General features: G+C 64.1%; 20 protein-coding genes. 4 read left to right on the top strand and 16 right to left on the bottom strand.

Translation table 11 applies throughout. The annotated features are described in order from the left end of the window. Positions 1-5: 5 nt before the first annotated feature. Positions 6-602, bottom strand: a complete 597-nt coding sequence (locus CPH57_RS23725) for a TetR/AcrR family transcriptional regulator (protein ID WP_096242797.1) — start codon at positions 600-602, stop codon at positions 6-8. Between the two features lie 136 nt (positions 603-738). Here CPH57_RS23725 and CPH57_RS23720 point away from each other — a divergent pair, with 136 nt between their 5' ends. After that, complete coding sequence (locus CPH57_RS23720) at positions 739-1,935, top strand: MFS transporter (RefSeq protein WP_096242796.1); 1,197 nt, start codon at positions 739-741, stop codon at positions 1,933-1,935. A gap of 10 nt (positions 1,936-1,945) precedes the next feature. Here CPH57_RS23720 and CPH57_RS23715 read toward each other — a convergent pair whose 3' ends face one another. Further along, positions 1,946-2,857 carry a LysR family transcriptional regulator gene (locus CPH57_RS23715; protein ID WP_033651358.1) on the bottom strand — a complete coding sequence of 304 codons (912 nt, stop codon included), beginning with the start codon at positions 2,855-2,857 and terminating at the stop codon, positions 1,946-1,948. A gap of 108 nt (positions 2,858-2,965) precedes the next feature. Between CPH57_RS23715 and CPH57_RS23710 the strand changes: the two genes are divergently transcribed. Continuing rightward, complete coding sequence (locus CPH57_RS23710; RefSeq protein ID WP_096242795.1) at positions 2,966-4,168, top strand: MFS transporter; 1,203 nt, start codon at positions 2,966-2,968, stop codon at positions 4,166-4,168. 1 nt (position 4,169) lies between these two features. Here CPH57_RS23710 and fucP read toward each other — a convergent pair whose 3' ends face one another. From fucP to CPH57_RS23675, 7 genes are read right to left on the bottom strand one after another with little or no spacing between them, the layout of a single operon-like run. After that, positions 4,170-5,399, bottom strand: a complete 1,230-nt coding sequence (gene fucP, locus CPH57_RS23705; RefSeq protein ID WP_096242794.1) for an L-fucose:H+ symporter permease — start codon at positions 5,397-5,399, stop codon at positions 4,170-4,172. A 40-nt stretch (positions 5,400-5,439) separates the two neighbouring features. Then, on the bottom strand, positions 5,440-5,799 hold the full coding sequence (locus CPH57_RS23700) for an L-rhamnose mutarotase (protein ID WP_096242793.1): 360 nt from the start codon (positions 5,797-5,799) through the stop codon (positions 5,440-5,442). After that, a complete protein-coding gene (locus CPH57_RS23695; protein ID WP_046688200.1) occupies positions 5,796-6,572 on the bottom strand; it encodes an SDR family oxidoreductase in 777 nt (258 codons plus the stop codon). Before CPH57_RS23695 ends, CPH57_RS23700 begins: the two co-directional genes overlap by 4 nt. Further along, positions 6,550-7,413 (bottom strand): amidohydrolase, encoded by an 864-nt coding sequence (locus tag CPH57_RS23690; RefSeq protein ID WP_096242792.1) that lies wholly within the window; start codon positions 7,411-7,413, stop codon positions 6,550-6,552. Before CPH57_RS23690 ends, CPH57_RS23695 begins: the two co-directional genes overlap by 23 nt. Positions 7,414-7,427: 14 nt before the next feature. Further along, positions 7,428-8,705: an L-fuconate dehydratase gene (locus tag CPH57_RS23685; protein ID WP_096242791.1), complete on the bottom strand. Its 1,278-nt coding sequence runs from the start codon at positions 8,703-8,705 to the stop codon at positions 7,428-7,430. A 14-nt stretch (positions 8,706-8,719) separates the two neighbouring features. Continuing rightward, positions 8,720-9,565, bottom strand: coding sequence for a fumarylacetoacetate hydrolase family protein (locus CPH57_RS23680; RefSeq protein ID WP_060558517.1), 846 nt, complete (start codon positions 9,563-9,565; stop codon positions 8,720-8,722). Between the two features lie 25 nt (positions 9,566-9,590). Beyond that, positions 9,591-10,331 (bottom strand): SDR family oxidoreductase, encoded by a 741-nt coding sequence (locus CPH57_RS23675; protein WP_047572748.1) that lies wholly within the window; start codon positions 10,329-10,331, stop codon positions 9,591-9,593. Positions 10,332-10,566: 235 nt separating this feature from the next. Between CPH57_RS23675 and CPH57_RS23670 the strand changes: the two genes are divergently transcribed. Next, the gene (locus tag CPH57_RS23670; RefSeq protein ID WP_033641770.1) at positions 10,567-11,325 is read left to right on the top strand and encodes a FadR/GntR family transcriptional regulator; all 759 of its coding nucleotides are present in this window, start codon (positions 10,567-10,569) and stop codon (positions 11,323-11,325) included. Between the two features lie 125 nt (positions 11,326-11,450). Next, positions 11,451-12,593 carry a D-alanyl-D-alanine-carboxypeptidase/endopeptidase AmpH gene (ampH, locus tag CPH57_RS23665; RefSeq protein WP_033651366.1) on the top strand — a complete coding sequence of 381 codons (1,143 nt, stop codon included), beginning with the start codon at positions 11,451-11,453 and terminating at the stop codon, positions 12,591-12,593. A 34-nt stretch (positions 12,594-12,627) separates the two neighbouring features. Here the strand turns inward: ampH and hpaC are convergent, their stop codons facing one another. The 7 genes from hpaC to CPH57_RS23630 all read right to left on the bottom strand — a co-directional run bounded on the left by hpaC (position 12,628) and on the right by CPH57_RS23630 (position 19,281). Continuing rightward, positions 12,628-13,143, bottom strand: a complete 516-nt coding sequence (hpaC, locus tag CPH57_RS23660; RefSeq protein WP_004933156.1) for a 4-hydroxyphenylacetate 3-monooxygenase, reductase component — start codon at positions 13,141-13,143, stop codon at positions 12,628-12,630. A gap of 16 nt (positions 13,144-13,159) precedes the next feature. Beyond that, entirely contained in the window at positions 13,160-14,722 is a 1,563-nt protein-coding gene (gene hpaB / locus CPH57_RS23655; RefSeq protein ID WP_019454961.1) for a 4-hydroxyphenylacetate 3-monooxygenase, oxygenase component, read from the bottom strand. Positions 14,723-14,900: 178 nt separating this feature from the next. Beyond that, complete coding sequence (hpaA, locus tag CPH57_RS23650) at positions 14,901-15,797, bottom strand: 4-hydroxyphenylacetate catabolism regulatory protein HpaA (RefSeq protein ID WP_004933161.1); 897 nt, start codon at positions 15,795-15,797, stop codon at positions 14,901-14,903. 34 nt (positions 15,798-15,831) lie between these two features. Beyond that, complete coding sequence (gene hpaX / locus CPH57_RS23645; protein WP_096242790.1) at positions 15,832-17,202, bottom strand: 4-hydroxyphenylacetate permease; 1,371 nt, start codon at positions 17,200-17,202, stop codon at positions 15,832-15,834. Between the two features lie 3 nt (positions 17,203-17,205). Further along, on the bottom strand, positions 17,206-18,000 hold the full coding sequence (hpaI, locus tag CPH57_RS23640; RefSeq protein WP_033641769.1) for a 4-hydroxy-2-oxoheptanedioate aldolase: 795 nt from the start codon (positions 17,998-18,000) through the stop codon (positions 17,206-17,208). Positions 18,001-18,076: 76 nt separating this feature from the next. Then, positions 18,077-18,880: a 2-oxo-hept-4-ene-1,7-dioate hydratase gene (hpaH, locus tag CPH57_RS23635; RefSeq protein ID WP_033641768.1), complete on the bottom strand. Its 804-nt coding sequence runs from the start codon at positions 18,878-18,880 to the stop codon at positions 18,077-18,079. A 14-nt stretch (positions 18,881-18,894) separates the two neighbouring features. Beyond that, positions 18,895-19,281 carry a 5-carboxymethyl-2-hydroxymuconate Delta-isomerase gene (locus tag CPH57_RS23630; RefSeq protein WP_004933172.1) on the bottom strand — a complete coding sequence of 129 codons (387 nt, stop codon included), beginning with the start codon at positions 19,279-19,281 and terminating at the stop codon, positions 18,895-18,897. Between the last annotated feature and the right edge of the window lie 3 nt (positions 19,282-19,284).

Below are 19,284 nucleotides of genomic sequence, written 5' to 3'. Positions count from 1 at the left end.
TACGGCTATACGGCGGTGGAACGCAGCCCGTTCAGCAACAGGTTCAAACTGGCCAAGGCTTGTTCCAGCCCCACGTCTTTTTCCGGATGATGGGCGACCCACAGCGCGGCATCCATCAGGCCGCCGTTGATTAAATGCGCCAGCGCTTCCGGCTCGGCGATAGCGATACGCCGCTGCGCCATCAATACCTCCAATGCGCCCGTCATCCAGCTGATGCACGCCAGCTTGCTGGCCCGCAGATATTCAGCTCCCAGCACCGAAGGTGAATCACGCAACAGAATGCGTTGCGCTTGCGGCTCCGTCATCATGATCAGATAACTGCGGCAACGCGCCGCAAAAGCCTCCCAGTCATCCGCAGTACTCGCGGTTATCTCAGCCAGATGCGCATCCATCTCCGCATCTATCGACTGCACCACCGCCAGGAACAGCCCCTTTTTATCGCCAAAATGGTGATAGAGCGCGCCGCGCGTCAGGCCGGCCTGGGCGGTGAGATCATCCATCACCGTTTCGGCATACCCCACGTTGCCGAATTGCAGACGGGCCGCCGCCACCAGCTTTTGTCGGGTTTCTTCAATCATTTCGGTACGCGCTTTACGTGCCATGGGTTCACTCCCGCCTCGTTATTGATGACGTTATAATTGACATACGCCATGTACGTCAATTAACGTAACATACGTGGCGTATGTCAATGATGGACATTGAGCGAATACCGAGCCGCAACATTCCGGAGCCCATTTTATGGCAAATCCTTATTTCAAACTGTTCACCGCCCCGGGCAGCAAGGCGTTTTCCTCTGCCGGGCTAATCGCGCGCCTGCCGGTCTCGATGACCGGCATCGGCATCATTACCATGCTCTCGCAGGTACGCGGCTCCTATTGGTTAGCGGGCGCGGTGGCGGCGACGTTCGCCTTTTCCATGGCGCTGCTCGCGCCGCAGATCGCGCGCGCAGCGGATCGCTTCGGCCAACGCCGAGTGCTGCCGTATGCCACCGGGACCAGCGCGATCGCCCTCTTGCTGCTGCTGATTTGCACTCGCTACCAGGCACCGGATTGGGCGCTGTTCGTCTTCGCCGCGCTCGCGGGCGGCATGCCCAGCATCTCCGCGATGGTCAGAGCTCGCTGGAGCGAAATTTATCGCGGCACGCCGCAGCTGCACACGGCATTTTCATTCGAGTCGGTGTTGGACGAAGTCGCCTTTATCATCGGCCCGCCGATCGCCGTGGGGCTCAGCGTTTCACTTTTCCCAGAAGCCGGTCCTCTGGTGGCCGCGCTGCTTCTGGTGGCGGGCGTCACGGCATTCGCCTTGCAAAAAAGCACACAGCCCCCGGTTTACACCCACAACAGCGAGCGGCAGCGCGCCATCCTGGCTATGCCGTCAATGCAAATTCTGGTGCTGGCGCTGATCGCCCTGGGCACCATTGTCGGCACCGTGGACGTCATCAGCGTGGCCTTCGCCGAGCAGCAAGGCCAGCCGGCCGCCGCCAGCATCGTGCTGTCGGTTTACGCGTTTGGCTCCTGCCTCGCCGGGCTGATTTTCGGCGCAATGAAGATCCCCGTCCCCTTGCCCCGCCTGTTCTTATACGCGGCGTTCGCCACCGCATTCACTACCCTGCCGCTGCTGTGGGTGCACAATGTCTTGACGCTGGCGGCGGCGATGTTTGTCGCCGGACTGTTTTTCGCGCCGACCATGATCATTGCCATGGGGCTGGTTGAAAACATCGTGCCCCCCGCCAGGCTGACGGAGGGATTGACCTGGATGGTCACCGGTCTGGGGATAGGCGTGGCGTTCGGCGCAGCCCTGGCGGGCCTGGCGATCGACGCTGCGGGGATAACGGCCGGCTTTGGCGTCACGCTCACGGCCGGCCTGGTCGTACTGCTGGTGGCGGCCGGCGGCTATCGCCTAATGCGGCGAACGCTGGCCTTGAAAGCGGCGTAAACCGCCTGCGCTAAACGGTTTCCCAAATCGCCTTGCCCTGCCAGCGCCGTTCGATCGCCGCCAGAAACAGTTTCACTTTGGGGGAGAGATGGCGTCGGCTGGGATAGACGGCGCAGATCGGCGGCCCCGGGCGACAATAGCGTTCCAGCACCGGCACCAGCGTGCCGGCCGCCATCTGTTCACCGACCAGAAACGCCCCTACCTGACACAGACCGGCCCCGGCGACGGCTGCATCCCGCAATGCCTCGACGTTGTTGAAACGCATCCGGCCGCGCACCGGCTGTTCGTGCAGTTGGCCGTTAACCCGATAGCGCCAGGGCGCCGGCAATCCCTGGTGGCTGAAGACCAGCGTCTCGTGATCGCCCAGCGCCTCCGGTGTCGCAGGCGTGCCGTAGCGCGCCAGATAGTCCGGCGCCGCGCAGGTGATCAGGCGGTGCGGCGCGAGCACCCGCCGCACCAGCCGACTGTCGTCGCTGCCGCCGACGCGGATCGCCACGTCGATACCGTCGCGCACCAAATCGCTGTAATCGTCGGAGAAGCTGACGTCGGCGTCCACCTCCGGCCACTGCGCCAAAAATTCCCGCAGAATCGGCAAAATATGCAACCGCCCCAACGAGACAGGCACATCCAGCCGCAGCCGCCCGCGCGGGGTTTGCCGCCGCGTATTGAGCGCCGTTTCCGCCTCTTCGGCCTGCGACAGGATGCGCTGCGCATATTCGTAAAACACCGCGCCGTCTTCGGTCAGGCTGACGCTGCGCGTGGTGCGTTGCAGCAGCCGGGTCGCCAATCGCGCCTCCAATCGGTTCACGCATTTGCCCGCCGCCGATCGGGAGATGCCCAGTCTCTCGGCCGCCAGCGTGAAGCTGCAGGCGTCGGCGACGCGAATGAATACCAGCAGGTCGGTCAGGTTATCCAACGGCATAGACGGTATATTAGCCACGATTTGTCCCCAATGTTGCGCATTCAGGCCAGTTTATCAGCCATTTTGGCGCGGATACACTGAGGTTCTTCATCTGTTGGGAGAGTCATTATGAGTGCCTTACACGCCGACGGCGGCGCAAAAGCGTGGCTGGCGACCTTCGCGGTCGGCCTGTCCACCTTTACCGTCGTCACCGCAGAAATGCTGCCCGTCGGGCTGCTGACCCCGATCGTCAGCACCCTGAACGCATCGATCGGCCGCGCCGGGCTGCTGATTTCCCTGCCGGCCCTGTTCGCCGCGCTGTTCGCCCCGCTGGTGGTGCTGGGCGCCCGGCGCACGGACCGCCGCAACCTGCTGGCGGGCTTTCTGCTGCTGCTGATCGCCGCTAACCTGCTGGCCGCCGCCGCCACCTCCCTGGCGCTGCTGTTCGCTGCGCGCATCCTGCTGGGTTTTTGCATCGGCGGTATCTGGGCCATCGCCGGCGGGCTGGCGGAACGCCTGGTGCCGCCGGCCTCCGTCGGATTGGCGCTGTCCATCATCTTCGGCGGCGTAGCGGCGGCCTCGGTGTTCGGGGTGCCGCTCGGGGTATTCCTCGGCGAAGCGCTGGGCTGGCGCATGGCGTTTCTGGCGGTCGCCGTTCTGGCGGCGCTGCCCCTGCTCCTGCTGGTGTGCGTGCTGCCGCCGCTGCCGGTCACGCAGGCGATCGGCTGGCGGTCGTTCACCGCGCAACGCACGAATCGCCGGCTGCTGACCGGGCTGCTGCTGACGTTTCTGCTGGTCGCCGGTCACTTTATGGCTTACACCTTTGTCCGTCCGCTGCTGCAGACGGTCTCCGGCATCGAGAGCCGCTGGGTGGGGCCGCTGCTGTTCGCCTACGGCATCGCCGGCCTCGTCGGGAATTTTATCGCCGGCCAGGCCGCCGCCAAACGACTGCGCCGCACCCTGGCGCTGATCGCCCTCGGGCTGGCGCTCGCCGTCCTGCTGCTGCCGCTGCTGGGCCACGCGCCGCTGAACGGCAGTGCCTTCCTCCTGCTGTGGGGCATCGCCTACGGCGGCGTTTCCGTTGCGCTGATGGCATGGATGCTCAAGGCGGCCCCCGACGCGGTCGAGGTCGCCTCTTCGCTGTATATCGCGCTGTTTAATCTGGCGATTTCCTGCGGTTCACTGGCGGGCGGACTGGTGGTGGATGCCGGAGGCTTGACGATAAACGGCGTGCTGTCCGGCATGGTGCTGCTGCTGGCGTTGGCGATCCTGATGCGAACCCGCCCGCAGGCGCTGACAACGGCGGCGAAGGCCGATTCGCCGCCGGGTTGAATCAGGCGCGGCGCTGCCGCAGGCCGTAAACCAGCACCACCGCGAAACACAGCAGCGGCAGCAGATAAGAGAGCGCGGTGCTGTAACGGTCGGCCAGCGCCCCCATAAAGTACGGCATGATGGCGCCGCCGACGATCGCCATGATCATAAAGGAGCTGGCGCGCTTGGTGTGTTTACCCAGGTTTTTCACCCCCAGGGCGAAAATGGTCGGGAACATGATCGACATAAAGAAGAACACCGCGATCAGCGCCACCACCGACACGCCATCGACGCTCAGCATCACCACGCCGCACAGCGCGATGTTGATCAGCGCATAGGCCGCCAGCAGCGTCGCCGGTTTGACTCGCCCCATCAGCCAGGTGCTGAAGAAGCGCCCGACCATAAAGCAGATCATGGCGATCGACAGCAGGTAAGAGGCGCTCTGGTTAGACACCTCGCGCCAGTGCTCGGTGGCATAGTTGATGAAGAACGCCCCGACGCCCACCTGCGCCGCCACGTAGAAGAACTGTGTGATAACCCCGCCGACGAAATGCGGATGCTGCCACAACCCTTGCGCTATCACGCCATGCACCGGTTTTTCCTCCTCGCGGATCGCCGGCAGCCGGGTGCGGCTGAACAACAGCGCGATCAGCAGCACCAGCGCGGCGATCGCCACATAGGTCATCTTCACCGCGCTCTGATCGCCGCCGCCGACGGACTGGCCGGCGGAGAAGAACAGCGTGCCGCCGATCAGCGGGCCGATAAACTGCCCGAGGCCGTTGAACGACTGCGCCAGGTTGAGCCGCCGTTCGGCGCCCTGCGCGTCGCCCAGCACCGTGGCGTACGGGTTGGCCGCCGTTTCCAGGCAGCCCAGGCCGCTGGCGATGACGAACAGCGCGAACAGGAAGACGCCGAAGCTGTTGGCCGACGCCGCCGGCACGAACAGCAGCGCGCCCAGTGCGTACAGGCACAGCCCGACCAGAATGCCCGCCTTATAGCCCTTGCGATCCATGAAATAACCGGCGGGCAGCGCCACCAGGAAATAGGCGCCGAAGTACGCCGCCTGCAGCAGCCCCGACTGCGCCTTGGTGACGTGCAGCGTCTCCTGAAAATGTTTGTTCAATACGTCCAGCAGGCCATAGGACAGCCCCCACATGAAGAACAGGCTGGTGACCAGGATAAAGGCCCAGCGCAGATTGGCGGTCACGGGGACGCCCGGCTGCGCGGAGGCCGCACTTTTTTCAGCAAGCATGGTGATACCCTCGTATCGTCTGGCGATGATGATGTTGGCGTTATTGCTGTTGCAGAGAGAAAATCCGCGCCATTTCCACCCATTTTTCGCCCTGCGGCGTCCAGGGGGTGGCGGCCTGGTAGTGCCACATCAGCGCTTCCCATCGCTGTACTTCGGGGTTGTTCAGGCTGGCGGCGTCAAAACGCGCGGCGTCGAAATCGGCGCTGACCTCCACGATCATGAACAGCCGGGTGCCCAACCGGTAAATCTCCATGTCCAGAATGCCGTGCTCGCGCAAATGCACGGCGATGCCCGGCCAAATGCGCTGATGATGCTGCTGGTACTCCGCAATCAGCGCCGGTGAGTCAATCAGATCGAGCGCCTGGCAGAAACGGCGCCGCCCTGCCGCCGCGCCGCTCACGTCAGCGCCCGATCGAGATGCAGGTAGCCGCCGTCCACCGACAGCCACTGTCCGGTGGTGTGTGATGACCGCGACGACAGCAGAAACGCCACGGTATCGGCGATCTCCTGCGGCGTGGTCATGCGCTGCCCGAGCGGAATGCGCGCGGTGATCTTCTCCATCTGCCGCTGCGGGTCGGCGAAGGTGTTGAGCCAGCGCTGGTACTGCGGGGTGATCACCTCCGCCGGCACCACCGCGTTCACCCGCACCCCGTCATGGCGCAGCGACACCGCCCATTCGCGCGTCAGCGCCAGCACCGCGCCCTTGGCGGCGGTGTAGCCGCTGGTGCCGCCCTGGCCGCTGAGCGCGGTCTTGGAGGCGATGTTGACGATGACGCCCCGGCTCTCCCGCAGCGCTGCCTGGCACAGGTGCGCCATCAGGTAGTAGTGCACCAGGTTCTTTTCCAGCGAGCCGACGAACGCTTCACGCCCCGCCTCCAGCCCGACGCCGTCGTTGACCCCGGCGTTGTTCACCAGCCCGTCAATGCGGCCGAAGGTCGCCAGCGTCTGGCTGACCGCCCGGCGGCAGGCCGCCTCGTCGCACAATTCGGTGAGGATCACCCCGGTGCGCGGCTGCAGCCGCTGCAAATCGGCCAGCAACGCCGCCTCCGGCGCGGCGTTGGTGACCAGCACCGGGATCGCCCCCTCTTCAGCCAGCACATGAGCAATCGCCGCGCCGATGCCGGCACCGCCGCCGGTGACCAGCACCACCTTATCTTGCAGATACAGATCCATAACCAGACTCCGTTAACCCGTAAATTCGCCGGGCGGTATCGCCCCAAATCGCCGCCTGCTCGGCAGCCCCCAGCGTCGACAGCGCCCGTTCGCACAGTTGCACCACCTGGCGGTAGTCGCCGGCCAGCAGGCACACCGGCCAGTCGGAGCCGAACATCAGCCGCTGCGGACCGAACGCCTCCAGCGCGGCGTCGAAGAACGGCAGCAGTTCCTCCGCCCGCCACCGGCCACCCGGCGCCTCGGTGCTCAGCCCCGAGAGCTTGCAGGCCACGTGCGGCAGCGCCGCCAACGGCCGGATTTGCTGCGCCCAGTGCCGCGCGCCGCGCGCGATGTCCGGCTTGCCGAAGTGATCCAGCACCAGCCAGTGTTGGTCGTGGCGGCCGGCAAACGCCGCCGCGGCCGCCAAATGCCGGTGCGTCACCAGGATCTCGTACACATACCCGGCGCGCTGCAGCGTTTGCATGCCGCGATCCACCTCCGGCCGCGCCAGCCAGGCCGCCGGATCCGCTTCGTCCTGCACCTGATGACGCACCCCGCGCAGCGCGCTGTAAGGCCGCCAAGCCTCCAGACGCTGCGCCAGCTGCGGCGCGGCGATATCCAACCAGCCCACCACGCCGCATACGCCCTCGCTCTGCTCAGCCAGCGCCAGCAGGGCCAGCGTCTCGTCCTCGCTGGGGCGCGCCTGCACCGCCAGTGCGCCGTCGAAGCCGTGTTCCTGCAACAGCGGCCGCAGCCGGGGCGGATCGAAATCCTGTCGCAGCACGCGCATCCGCTCGTCGATCCACGGGTAATGCTGCGGGTGGTAGCGCCAGTAGTGCTGGTGAGCGTCGATGCGCGGCATGCGATCCTCCCGCCTCACCCGCGGAACCGATACTGCTCGATCGACGACGGATGCATCTCGATCGAGTAACCGGGACGGCTCGGCGGCATGTAGGCCGCGCCGTTGATCACGCAGGGCTCGACAAAGTGCTCATGCAAATGATCGACGTACTCGATCACCCGGCCTTCGTGGGTGCCGGCAATGCACAGGTAGTCGATCATCGACAGGTGCTGCACGTACTCGCACAGCCCGACGCCGCCGGCGTGCGGGCAGACCGGCAGCTGGTATTTGGCCGCCATCAGCATCACCGCCAGCACTTCGTTGACGCCGCCGAGGCGGCAGGCGTCGATCTGCACCACGTCCACCGCGCCACGCATGATGAACTGCTTGAACATGATGCGGTTCTGGCACATCTCACCGGTGGCCACCTTGACCGGCGCCACCCCTTCGCGGATGCGGCGATGCCCTTCCACGTCGTCCGGGCTGGTCGGCTCTTCGATAAACCAGGGTTTGGCGAACGCCAGGTGCTTCACCCACGGAATGGCCTCGTCCACCTCCCATACCTGGTTGGCGTCGATCATCAGCCGGCGATCCGGGCCGATCACCTCGCGGGCGATGCGCACCCGGCGGATGTCGTCTTCCAGATCGCGCCCGACCTTCAGCTTCAGGTAGGAGAAACCGGCGTCGACCGCTTCCTGGCACAGGCGGCGCAGCTTGTCGTCCGGGTAGCCCAGCCAGCCGGCGGAGGTGGTGTAACAGGGATACCCCTCCTGCAGCAGCCGTTCCAGGCGGCGTTCTTTGCCCTCGGCACGCTGTTTCAGCAGCGCCAGCGCTTCCTGCGGCGTGATGCAGTCGGTGATGTAACGGAAGTCGATGCAGCGCACCAGCTCCTCCGGCGTCATCTCCGCCACCAGCCGCCACACCGGCTTGCCGACCGATTTGGCCCACAGATCCCACACCGCGTTGACCACCGCGCCGGTCGCCAGGTGAATAGCGCCTTTGTCCGGCCCGATCCAGCGCAGCTGGCTGTCGCTGGTGAAGCGCCGCCAGAAGGCGCCCATGTCAGCGGCGATCGTCTCCAGCCGCTCACCGACGATCTGATGCTCCAACGCGCGGATCGCCGCGCAGCAGATCTCGTTGCCGCGGCCGATGGTGAACGTCAGCCCGTGGCCGCTGAGATCCGCACGATCGGTCTCCAGGATCACGTAGGCGGCGGAATAGTCGGGATCCGGATTCATGGCGTCGGATCCGTCCAGCCCCAGCGACGTGGGGAAACGAATGTCTTCAACCCGCAGTGCGGTAATGGTGGTCATGGCGGCGCTCCCGGTTAAGCCTGTACGGTTTGCTGGCGCTGTTCGCCCAGCCCTTCAATGCCCAGACGCATCGTCTGGCCCGCCCGCAGGTAGATGGGCTGCGGTTTCTGCCCCATGCCGACGCCCGGCGGCGTGCCGGTGGAAATCACGTCGCCCGGCTGCAGGCTCATAAAGCGGCTGAGGTAGCTGACGATTTGCGGAATGCGGAAGATCATGGTGCTGGTGTTGCCGTCCTGATAGCGCTTGCCGTCCACCTCCAGCCACAGGTTCAGGCTGTGCGGATCGGCGATCTCGTCGGCGGTCACCAGCCAGGGGCCGATCGGCCCGAAGGTGTCGCAGCCTTTGCCCTTGTCCCAGGTGCCGCCGCGCTCAATTTGATATTCGCGTTCGGAGACGTCGTTGATCACGCAATAACCGGCGACGTGGCGCATCGCGTCCGCTTCGCTGATGTAGCGCCCGCCCAGGCCGATCACCACGCCCAACTCCACTTCCCAATCTGTTTTCTGCGAGCCGCGCGGGATCTCCACCCGGTCGTAGGGGCCGACCACCGCGCTGGTCCATTTGTTGAACACCACCGGTTCTTCAGGAATGGCCGCGCCGGTTTCCGCCGCGTGATCGGCGTAGTTCAGGCCGATGCAGATGAACTTGCCGATGCCGCCGACGCAGGCGCCGAGGCGCGGCTGCCCCTCGACCAGCGGCAACGCGGCGCTGTCCAGCGCGCGCAGTTTGGCGAGCGACGCCGGCGATAACGCGGCGCCGCCCACGTCGGCGATATGCTGCGACAGATCGCGCAGGCGGCCCTGCGCATCCAACATGCCGGGGCGCTCTTGCCCGGGTTCCCCATAACGTAAAAGTTTCATGCGTTCCTCTCTCAAAAATGGCGGCTCAGTTGCTCCAGCCGCCGTCGATGATCTGCACCGTGCCGGTGGTGTACGAACTGGCGTCGGAGGCCAGATACAGCGCCAACTGGGCAATTTCCTCGGTGGTGCCGATACGCCCGATCGGCTGGCGGGCGACGAACGCCTGATACACCTCTTGCTCGCTACGCCCCTGCTCGCGCGCCTGCTCGGCGATGCGCTGACGCAGCGACGGCGATTCCACCGTGCCGGGGCAAATGGCGTTGCAGCGGATGCCCTGGGTGACGTAATCCGCCGCCACCGAGCGCGTCAGGCCAATCACCGCCGCCTTGCTGGCGCCGTAGGCGAAGCGGTTCGGCACCCCTTTCACGCTCGAGGCCACCGAAGACATGTTGATGATCGAACCTTTACCGCGCGCCAACATGCCCGGCAGGAAGGCGCGGATCATGCGGAACATTGCGGTCACGTTGAGATCGAGCGCGAACGCCCACTGATCCTCGCTGCAATCGAGGATCGATCCGCTGTGCACCACACCGGCGCAGTTGAACAACACGTCGATCGGGCCGATCGCTTCCGCCGCCGCCGCAATGGCGGCCGGATCGGTGACGTTCAGCGCCAGCGCGCGGATCCCGGCGCAGTCCTGCAGGCGCTCGAGGTTGATGTCGCTGGCGATCACGTCGGCGCCGGCGGCGGCGAACAGCCTGGCGGTGGTGAATCCGATCCCTTGCCCGGCGGCAGTGATCAGTACGCGTTTCCCGGTTAAATCCATCTTGACTCCTCGGCCTAAAGGTCTAATGGTCAGGCCACTAAAGGCGGTTAAAGGTCAGGCCTCTAACATGACAAAAGACGCTTTACGCGTTATCGTTGGGGGAAGAAGTTAATAAAACAGCCTTGAAACTGCATTTCAATTAACCATTTTTTTACACTTGAATAACGATTACTCAAGCGCCTTGTCGCATAATTGTGCGCCAAATCACTGAACGCCGAATCGTCAAAGGTCAAAAATGCCGATTACCCGACTGGAAAACCCAAGGATTTACAGACAGATAGCTGACCAGCTCAAACGTCTTATCGAGAACAACGAATTTCCGCCGGGCAGCCGCCTGCCCTCGGAGCGCGATCTTGCCCAGCAGTTGCAGGTCAGCCGCGCGTCGGTGCGCGAGGCGCTGATCGCGTTGGAAGTGATTGGCCTGGTGGACGTCAAGGTGGGCAACGGGGTGATCGTGCGTTCGCAAACGCCGCCGCCGGCGTCGCAAGAACCGGTCATGGCCCAGGCCGGCCGCAACCAGTGGGCGGAAATCGACGACGAACTGAATATCGAGCTGGATTTCAACGCCGAGCTGCCGCCGTTTTCACTGCTGCAAACCCGCCTGTTGATCGAACCGGAGACCGCCGCGCTGGCCGCGCGCCACGCCACCGACGAAGAGCTGGCGGGCATCCGCGCCGCCTATGAGCAGAACTGCCGCGATAACCGGGCCGGCTCCGCCACCCACCCCGGCGATCGGCTGTTCCACATCCGCATCGCCCAGGCCAGCGGCAACCCGGCCTATGCGTTCATCATCGGGCACCTGCTCGGCCACCGTTACGGCAGCATGTTCCGCGTGCTGCAGCGCCACTATACGCCGGACGACATGCCGCACCGTTCCGAGCTGGAACACCGGGCGATCCTGGCGGCAATTGAAGCGCGCGACGTGCGCGGCGCCCGCAAGGCGATGAAGGCGCACCTGGACGAAGTGATCGCCATTTTCGCCCGCGCGCAATAGGCCGCGGCGGTTAAAAATTTTTATCGCCACCGCTCTTTTTTCTACATGCAGCAGGGGCCTCGGGGCATTACACTGGGCGACGAATAACGCCCTTTCCCGCTGCATTGTTAAATGGATAACGACCGTTGAAGAACTCTGTCTCCGCTTTATTGCTGGCGCTGGGCCTGTGCGCCGCGCCGCTGGCCGTGCAGGCCGCGCCCCCGCAGCTGGCTTCGCAAATCGTCGACCAGTATGCCGAACATATTTTCTACAACAGCGGCGCCACCGGCATGGCGCTGGTGGTGATCGACGGCAATCAAGTGGTTAACCGCAGCTTTGGCGACACCAAGCCCGGCAACAACCTGCGCCCGCGCCCGGATTCGCTGATCCGCATCGCCTCGATCACCAAGCTGATGACCAGCGAAGTGATGGTGAAGATGGCGGCGGAAGGCCAGGTCAAGCTGACCGACCCGCTGCGCAAATATGCCCCCAAGGGCGCCTATGTGCCGGCTTACAACGCCGGCCAGCCGATCACCTTATTGAACCTGGCGACCCACACCAGCGCGCTGCCGCGCGAGCAGCCGGGCAAGAAGCCGCCGAAAACGCCGGTGTTCACCTGGCCGACCAAGGCCCAGCGCTGGCAGTGGCTGGCGCATGCCAACATCACGACGCCGCCGGGCGTGCACGCCGCGTATTCCAACCTGGCGTATGATCTGCTGGCCGACGCGCTGTCGCGCGCCGCGGGCAAGCCATACAACGCGCTGCTGAAAGAGAAAATCACCGCACCGCTCGGCATGGTCGACACCACGCTGACGCCGAGCCCTGAACAATGCTCGCGCCTGATGGTGGCGGCGGCCGGCCCAAGCGCCTGTCGCGACACCACCGCCGCGGCCGGCAGCGGCGGCGTCTACTCCACCCCGCGCGACATGCAGCGCTGGATGCAGCAGTTCCTCTCCTCCAGCGCCAGCGGCCCGCGCAAAGCCACCGCCGCCAGCGAGCAAACCATGTACTTCCAGCGCCACGATCTGGTGTCGCTGAAGGGCATGGACGTGCCGGGACAAGCGGATGCATTGGGATTGGGCTGGGTGTATATGGCGCCGAAGGACGGGCTGCCGGGCATCATTCAGAAGACCGGCGGCGGCGGCGGATTCATCACCTACATGGCGATGATCCCGGCGAAAAACGTCGGGGTGTTCGTGGTGGTGACCCGTTCGGAGCTGAGCAAGTTCACCAACATGAGCGATCCGGTCAACCGCCTGGTGAGCGATCTGGCGGCCAACAAGAGTTGAGATGGGGGGGCGCAGCTGGCTGCGCCCCCAGGCGTCAGGCCGGCACCGCCATCTGATGGATCACCGAATGGAAGTTGCGCTTGAAGTAGATCAGGCCGTTGCCGGCTTCGCTCAGCGCGATCTGCTTGATCTGCACCAGGTACATCTGGTGGGTGCCGATGCTCTGGATCTGCTCGATCTCCCCTTCCAGGCTGGCCAGGGTATTGCGCAGCACCGGCTGCCCCAGCGCGCCGAGCTGCCACTCTTCCAGCCGGAAACGATCTTCCATGCTGACGCCGGTCATGCCGGCGAAGTGGCGCGCCATCAGTTCCTGCTCGTGGTTGAGCACGTTGACGCACAGCCTGCGGTTTTCCTGAAACACCGGGTTCATCGCGCTGTTGCGGTTGATGCACACCAGCAGCGTCGGCGGCGTATCGGTTACCGAGCACACCGCCGTGGCGGTGATGCCGCAGCGCCCCGCCGGGCCGTCGGTGGTGACGATATTCACCGCCGCCGACAGGCTGGCCATGGCGTCGCGAAAGCGCAGGCGCTGTTCATTTTCCTGAGACATACAACCTCCCCCTGAATTACTTCAGCAGATTATCCAACTGATTAATATCGTCATTGTTCCGCAGGTGCGGCACCTTCCAGCCGTGCTGATCGTAATCGGCCAGGCACTTGTCGACCATCTGCATCATGCGATCCATGTTGCCGGATCCCTGCGCGTGGCGCAGGCACTGCAGGCGGATCTCATCCTGGCTGCCGGCGTAGTTGATCTCATACAGCTCGTGGCGCCCGCCGAACTCGCTGCCGATCGCATCCCACATCAGCTTGAGGATCTTGATGCGTTCGACGTGATCCATGCCGTCCGATCCACGCACGTAGCGCGCCAGGTACTTGTCGATCTCCGGGTTGTTCATGTCGCGCACGCTGGACGGCAGGTAGATCAGGCCGCTGGTGACGTTCTTCTCGATGATGTGTTTCACCTTGGTGTAGGCCATCGGCGCCATCACGCGGTAGGTCTGCAGCGCGGCGGAATCCGGCAGGTAGGCGCCGTTTTCCCATTTTGTGGCTTCGGCACACATCGCGTCGCTCAGCGACCAGAACAGGTTGCGCCAGGCCACCACTTCGCCCAGATCGGCCTGCACGCCGCGGAACTCCAGCACGCCGGTACACGAGAGGCTCTTTTGCAGCAGCGCGGTGATAAAGTCCATCTTCACCGCCAGGCGCACGCAGGCCTGCAGCGGGAACAGCCGGGCGAAACCGCCCTGGGTGCTCCAGCGGCGGCAGCGATCGAAATCGCGGTAGATCAGCACGTTTTCCCACGGGATCAGCACATGATCCATGATCAAGATCGCGTCGTTCTCATCGAAGCGGCTGGTGAGCGGGTAGTCGAACGGCGATCCGGTGGCGCCGGCCACCAGCTCGTAGGAGGCGCGCGAAATCAGCTTCACCCCTTCGGCGTCCATCGGCGCCACGAACATCAGCGCGAAGTCCGGGTTATCGCCCATCACCTGCGCCGAACCGAAGCCGATGAAGTTGTAGTGGGTCAACGCCGAGTTGGTGGCCACCACTTTGGCGCCGCTGACGATGATGCCGGCGTCGGTCTCTTTCTCCACCTGAATGTAGACGTCCTTCACCTCGTTGACCGGCTTGTGGCGGTCGATCGGCGGGTTGACGATGGCGTGGTTGAAATAGAGCCCGGTTTCCTGAATGCGTTTGTACCAGTGGCGCGCGTTGTCGGCGAACTGGCCGTAGAACTCCGGATAAGCGCCCAGCGCGCAGCCGAAGGCCGCCTTATAATCCGGCGTGCGCCCCATCCAGCCGTAACTTTGGCGCGACCAGTCGGCGATGGCGTCACGCTGCTGGCGCATCTCTTCCGGGCTGCGGGCATAGCGGAAGAACTTGTGGGTGTAACCGCCGTTGCCGGTGTCGGTATTCCAGCACAGGCGATCCTGGCTGGCCGGATCGTGCAGCGCGTCGTACAGCTGGCCGACCGAGGCCGCCGCATTGCGGAACGCCGGGTGGGTGGTGACGTCTTTTACGCGTTCGCCGTAAATGTAGATTTCGCGGCTGTCCTGCAAACTTTTCAGGTACTCGGCGCCGGTGAACGGACGCTTGCTGTCGGCACGAAAGTCTTCTGGTTTCATCGGGTCTTCCTCGTAATCGGCATTTTTCAGGCCGTGGAGCCGGCCATTTGTTAAAATAATGTTTTCTTTTGGTTGCTTAATTGAAGCTGCCAAAGCCGGTTTCGAGAAGAGACTTTTGCGGCAATCGCCGGTACTTTTCAGGTCAGTTTGCCGCTTTCGCGGCAAACTGTGATCGCGGTTACGAAAGGGCGTGTTGCGCCGCGCGGTAGGTTGAAGGGGAACAGCCTTCCAGCCGATTGAAAAAACGGGCGAAATAGGCCGGATCCTTGAAGCCGAGGCTGTAGGCGGTTTCATGCACCGTGCAGGCGCTGAACAGCAGCATGCGCTTGGCCTCGCGCAGCAATCGATCGAAGATCAGCCGCTTGGGCGGCCGGTTGGCGAAGCGCCGACACAGGTCGTTGAGCCGCGATTCGGTCACGCCCAACGCCTGCGCATACTCCGGCACCGGCAGATGCTCGCGGAAACGCTCGTCCACCATCTTGTTGAAGCGTTGAAACAGCTGCAGTTCGCCGCGCACGCCGCTGTTGGCGCTGTCTTCCAGCGCGGTGTTGCGCAGCAGCAACGTGAACACCGCCTGCGCCAACAGCGCCAGCGTCTGTTCGCGCCCGGCCAGGTTCTGCGCGAACTCGCGGCGGATCAGCGCCCAATAATGGCTGAGCGCCGTCAGCTCCTGCGGCGCATCGGCCAGCGACAGGCAGATGCCCGGCATGTCCAGCGCCAGATTGCTGCCGGGATACAGGCGCTCCAGCAGCGGCCAAATCAGCTCCTGACGCACCGTCAACACGTGGCCGTCGCTGTCCGGTTCGGTGAAGAACGCATGCGGCACCGACGGCGGCGTGAGGATGAACAGCGGCGCCTGCACCGAATAGTGCTGATCGTCGAGCTGCAGCTCTATCTTGCCGGTCTCCAGAAAATGCACCTGGAAGAAGCAGTCGTGCCAGTGCACCTGCATGTCGCGGCCGAAGAACGCCGCCAGCCCGGCGAAGGTTTCGTAGTGCACCTCGTCGGCGGCGTAGCGCGCGTCATACTCTTTGCAAATATCGATGTTGGCGATAAAACCGGTACTTTTCCGCACCTCATTACCTCCTGCAATCCTGCCTATCTGAGTATCAAGGCGTCGCTCTCGGGCGCGAATCCTTCATCGGGATGCGCCACACCAGCACGGCGCCGACGATCAACAGCGTCGAGACGAAATACAGCCCGGAGTTGAAGCTGCCGGTCATGTCCTTGAACCAGCCGATCAACAGCGGGCTGAGCGCCGATCCGATATTGCCGGTGGCGTTGATCACGGCGATCCCCACCGCCCGCGCTTCCAGGCTGATCGACTGATCCGGCGTGGTCCAGAAGATCGCCATGGCGGTAAAGGAACCGACCGACGCCATCACGATCCCCAGCAGTTGGATCAGGCTGTGATCGGTGGCGGAAGCCAATAGCCAGCCGGCGGCGGCGAACAGATACGGCAGCGCGGTGTGATGCTTACGTTCCTGCAGCCTGTCGGATCGTTTGCTCCACCACACCATGCCGGCGATGGTGCAGATCTGCGGGATCGCCGCCAGAATGCCGATCGTCACGTTGCTGCTGCCCTGGTTGAAGCTCTGCAGGATCTGCGGCGTCCAGATGTTGATCGCGCTCAGGGTGTTGGTCAGGCAGAAATAGGCCAGCGTGTACATCAGCACGATCGGCGTGAAGATCTCGCGCCACAGGCTGCGCTGCTGCAGCGCGCGGTGGCTGCTCGGCCCGTTGGGTTGCACCAGCTGCAGCTTGTCGGCCTCCATCATCGCCTTCAGGCTGGCTTTTTCCTCGTCGGTCAGCCACTTGGCCTTGGCCGGGGTGTCGTCGAGGTAGAACCACACCACCACGCCCAGCAACACCGACGGGATCCCTTCCAGCAGGAACAGCCACTGCCAGCCCTTCAGGTTCATCACCCCGTCCAGCGCCAGAATATAGCCGGAGACCAGCGAGCCGATCGCCATGGTCACCGGCATGGCGATCATGAACAAGGCGTTGGCCCGGGCGCGGTAAAACGCCGGGAACCAGTAGGTGAGGTACACCAGAATGCCCGGCAGGAAGCCGGCCTCGGTGATGCCGACGATCATGCGCAGCACATACAGGCTGGTCGGCCCGGTGGCGAACATCGTGCAGGTGGAGGCGATGCCCCACAGCACCATAATGGTGGCGATCCAGCGCCGCGCGCCGACCCGGCTCAGCATCATGTTGCTCGGAATGCCGAAGATCACGTAGGTGGCGTAGAACAGCGTCGCCGCCAGCCCGAACATGGTCGAGCTGAGGCCGAGATCCTTGCCCATCGTCAGCCCGGCAAAGCCGATGTTGATGCGGTCGAGGAAAGAGAAAACAAACAACACGAACAGGAAAATAATCAGGCGCCGAAACAACTTTTTAATCACCGATTGCTCGGCGGCGGTTAACGCTTTATGTTGCTGCGCCGGGTTGGCCGGCGGCAGCGAATCGACGTGGTTCATGGTTCAGTAGACTCCCGATGAAGGCGCTTGCGCCCCGCCCTGTTTGAACTCGTTCGCCAGGGCTTCCGCCGCCCGCGCCAGCAGGGTGGTATCCACCCCTACCGCGACGAACAGCGCGCCGGCTTCCAGATAGCGCTGCGCCAGCGCCTTGTTGGCCATCAAAATGCCCGGCGCCTTGCCGGCAGCGCGGATGCGCGCAATGGCGTCATCGATGGTGCGCTGCACCTCCGGATGCTGCGGATTACCGGCGAAGCCCATGTCGGCGCTGAGATCCGCCGGGCCGATAAACACGCCGTCCACCCCTTCCACCTGCAGGATCGCCTCCAGGTTTTTCACCGCCTCGCGGGTTTCAATCTGCACCAGCACGCACATCTGCTCGTCGGCCTGCTGCAGGTAATCGGGCACCCGGTTCCAGCGCGAGGCGCGCGCCAGGGCGCTGCCGACGCCGCGCACGCCATGCGGCGGATAGCGCGTGGCGCGCACCGCGTCGCGCGCCTGTTCGGCGTTCTGAATCATCGGGATCAATAAGGTTTGCGCGCCGACATCCAGCAACTGCTTGATGATCACCGCGTCATTCCACGGCGGCCGCACCACCGGCTGGCTCGGGTAAGGGGCGACCGCCTGCAGCTGCCCCAGCACCGTCTGCACGTTGTTGGGCGCATGTTCGCCATCGATCAGCAGCCAGTCGAAACCGGCGCCGGCCAACAGTTCGGCGCTGTAGCTGCTGCACAGCCCGAGCCACAGCCCGATCTGCGGGCGTTTTTCCTGCAGCGCTCGCTTGAAGTGGTTGGTTAACATCGCATTCTCCCTGACAAGCGGGCGCGGCGCGTGGCCCCCGCCCGGTTATTGCGGCTCGGTTCGCCGAGCCTGCTTATTAGACGAAGCGGCAGCTGATGCAGCCCATCGGGCCGTAATCGACGTGGAAAGTATCGCCGCGCCGCGCCGGCACCGGCCGGGTGAAGGAACCACCGAGGATCACCTGCCCCGCTTCCAGCTCCACCTCATACGGCGCCAGCTTGTTGGCCAGCCAGGCCACGCCGTTGGCCGGATGATTGAGCACCGCCGCCGCCACGCCGGACTCTTCAATCACGCCGTTGCGGTACAGCAGCGCAGAGATCCAACGCAGATCCAGCGCATCCGGCTTGATCGGCCGCCCACCCATCACCACCCCGGCGTTGGCGGCGTTGTCGGAGATGGTGTCGAACACCTTGCGCGGCCGCTGCGTCTCGGGATCGACGTTGTGGCTGCGCGCGTCGATGATCTCCAGCGCCGGAATGACGTAGTCGGTGGCGTTGTAGACGTCGAACAGCGTGCAGTTCGGCCCACGCAGCGGCTTGGCCAGCACGAACGCCAGCTCCACCTCCACCCGCGGCACGATGAAGCGATCGATCGGAATATCGCTGCCGTCGTTGAAGAACATGTCGTCCAGCAGCGCACCGTAGTCCGGTTCGGTGATCTGCGAGCTGACCTGCATGGCGCGCGACGTCAGGCCGATCTTGTGGCCTTTGAGCGCACGCCCCTCGGCGATCTTCAGCGCCACCCACTGCCGCTGAATGGCGTAGGCGTCTTCGATGGTGATCTCGGGATGATCGAGCGACAGCGCGCGGATCTGCTCACGACTCTTTTCCGCCTGATGCAGGCGCTGCACGGCGCGGTTAACCTGCTCTTTATCCAGCATTTACGACCCCTTATTCACGCTTTATTGAACAGCGCGTGGACATTGTTCTGTTTGTAATTCAGCACCGGATCCAGCTCTTCCATGGTGAAAGAGAGCGCCAGGTAACGCTGCGCCATCAGCGCGGCGAAGTGTTCCTTGATCAGCGCAAACAGCATCTCGCCCACCTGCTGACGGCTTTCCAGACTGCGGCCGTGGCCGATTTTCAACGTCATGTGCACGAAGGCGTAATCCTGCTTGCCGTCGGCCATCTGCCAGGTATCGAGCCAGATGGCCCGGCTGCGCACGCCGGCCAGCGGGAAGATGCCGGTCGCCGCCAGCGCCTCGTTGACCTTGGCGAACAGGGTGGGCAAATCCGCCTCGCGGCGGATGTTGTCGGTACATTCAGCGTAAAAATGGGGCATTCA

Source organism: Serratia sp. JKS000199, assembly GCF_900215455.1.
Lineage (GTDB): Bacteria > Pseudomonadota > Gammaproteobacteria > Enterobacterales > Enterobacteriaceae > Serratia > Serratia ureilytica.
Note: the sequence above shows the minus strand (reverse complement) of the source record. Positions and strands in the feature narration are given on the sequence as shown.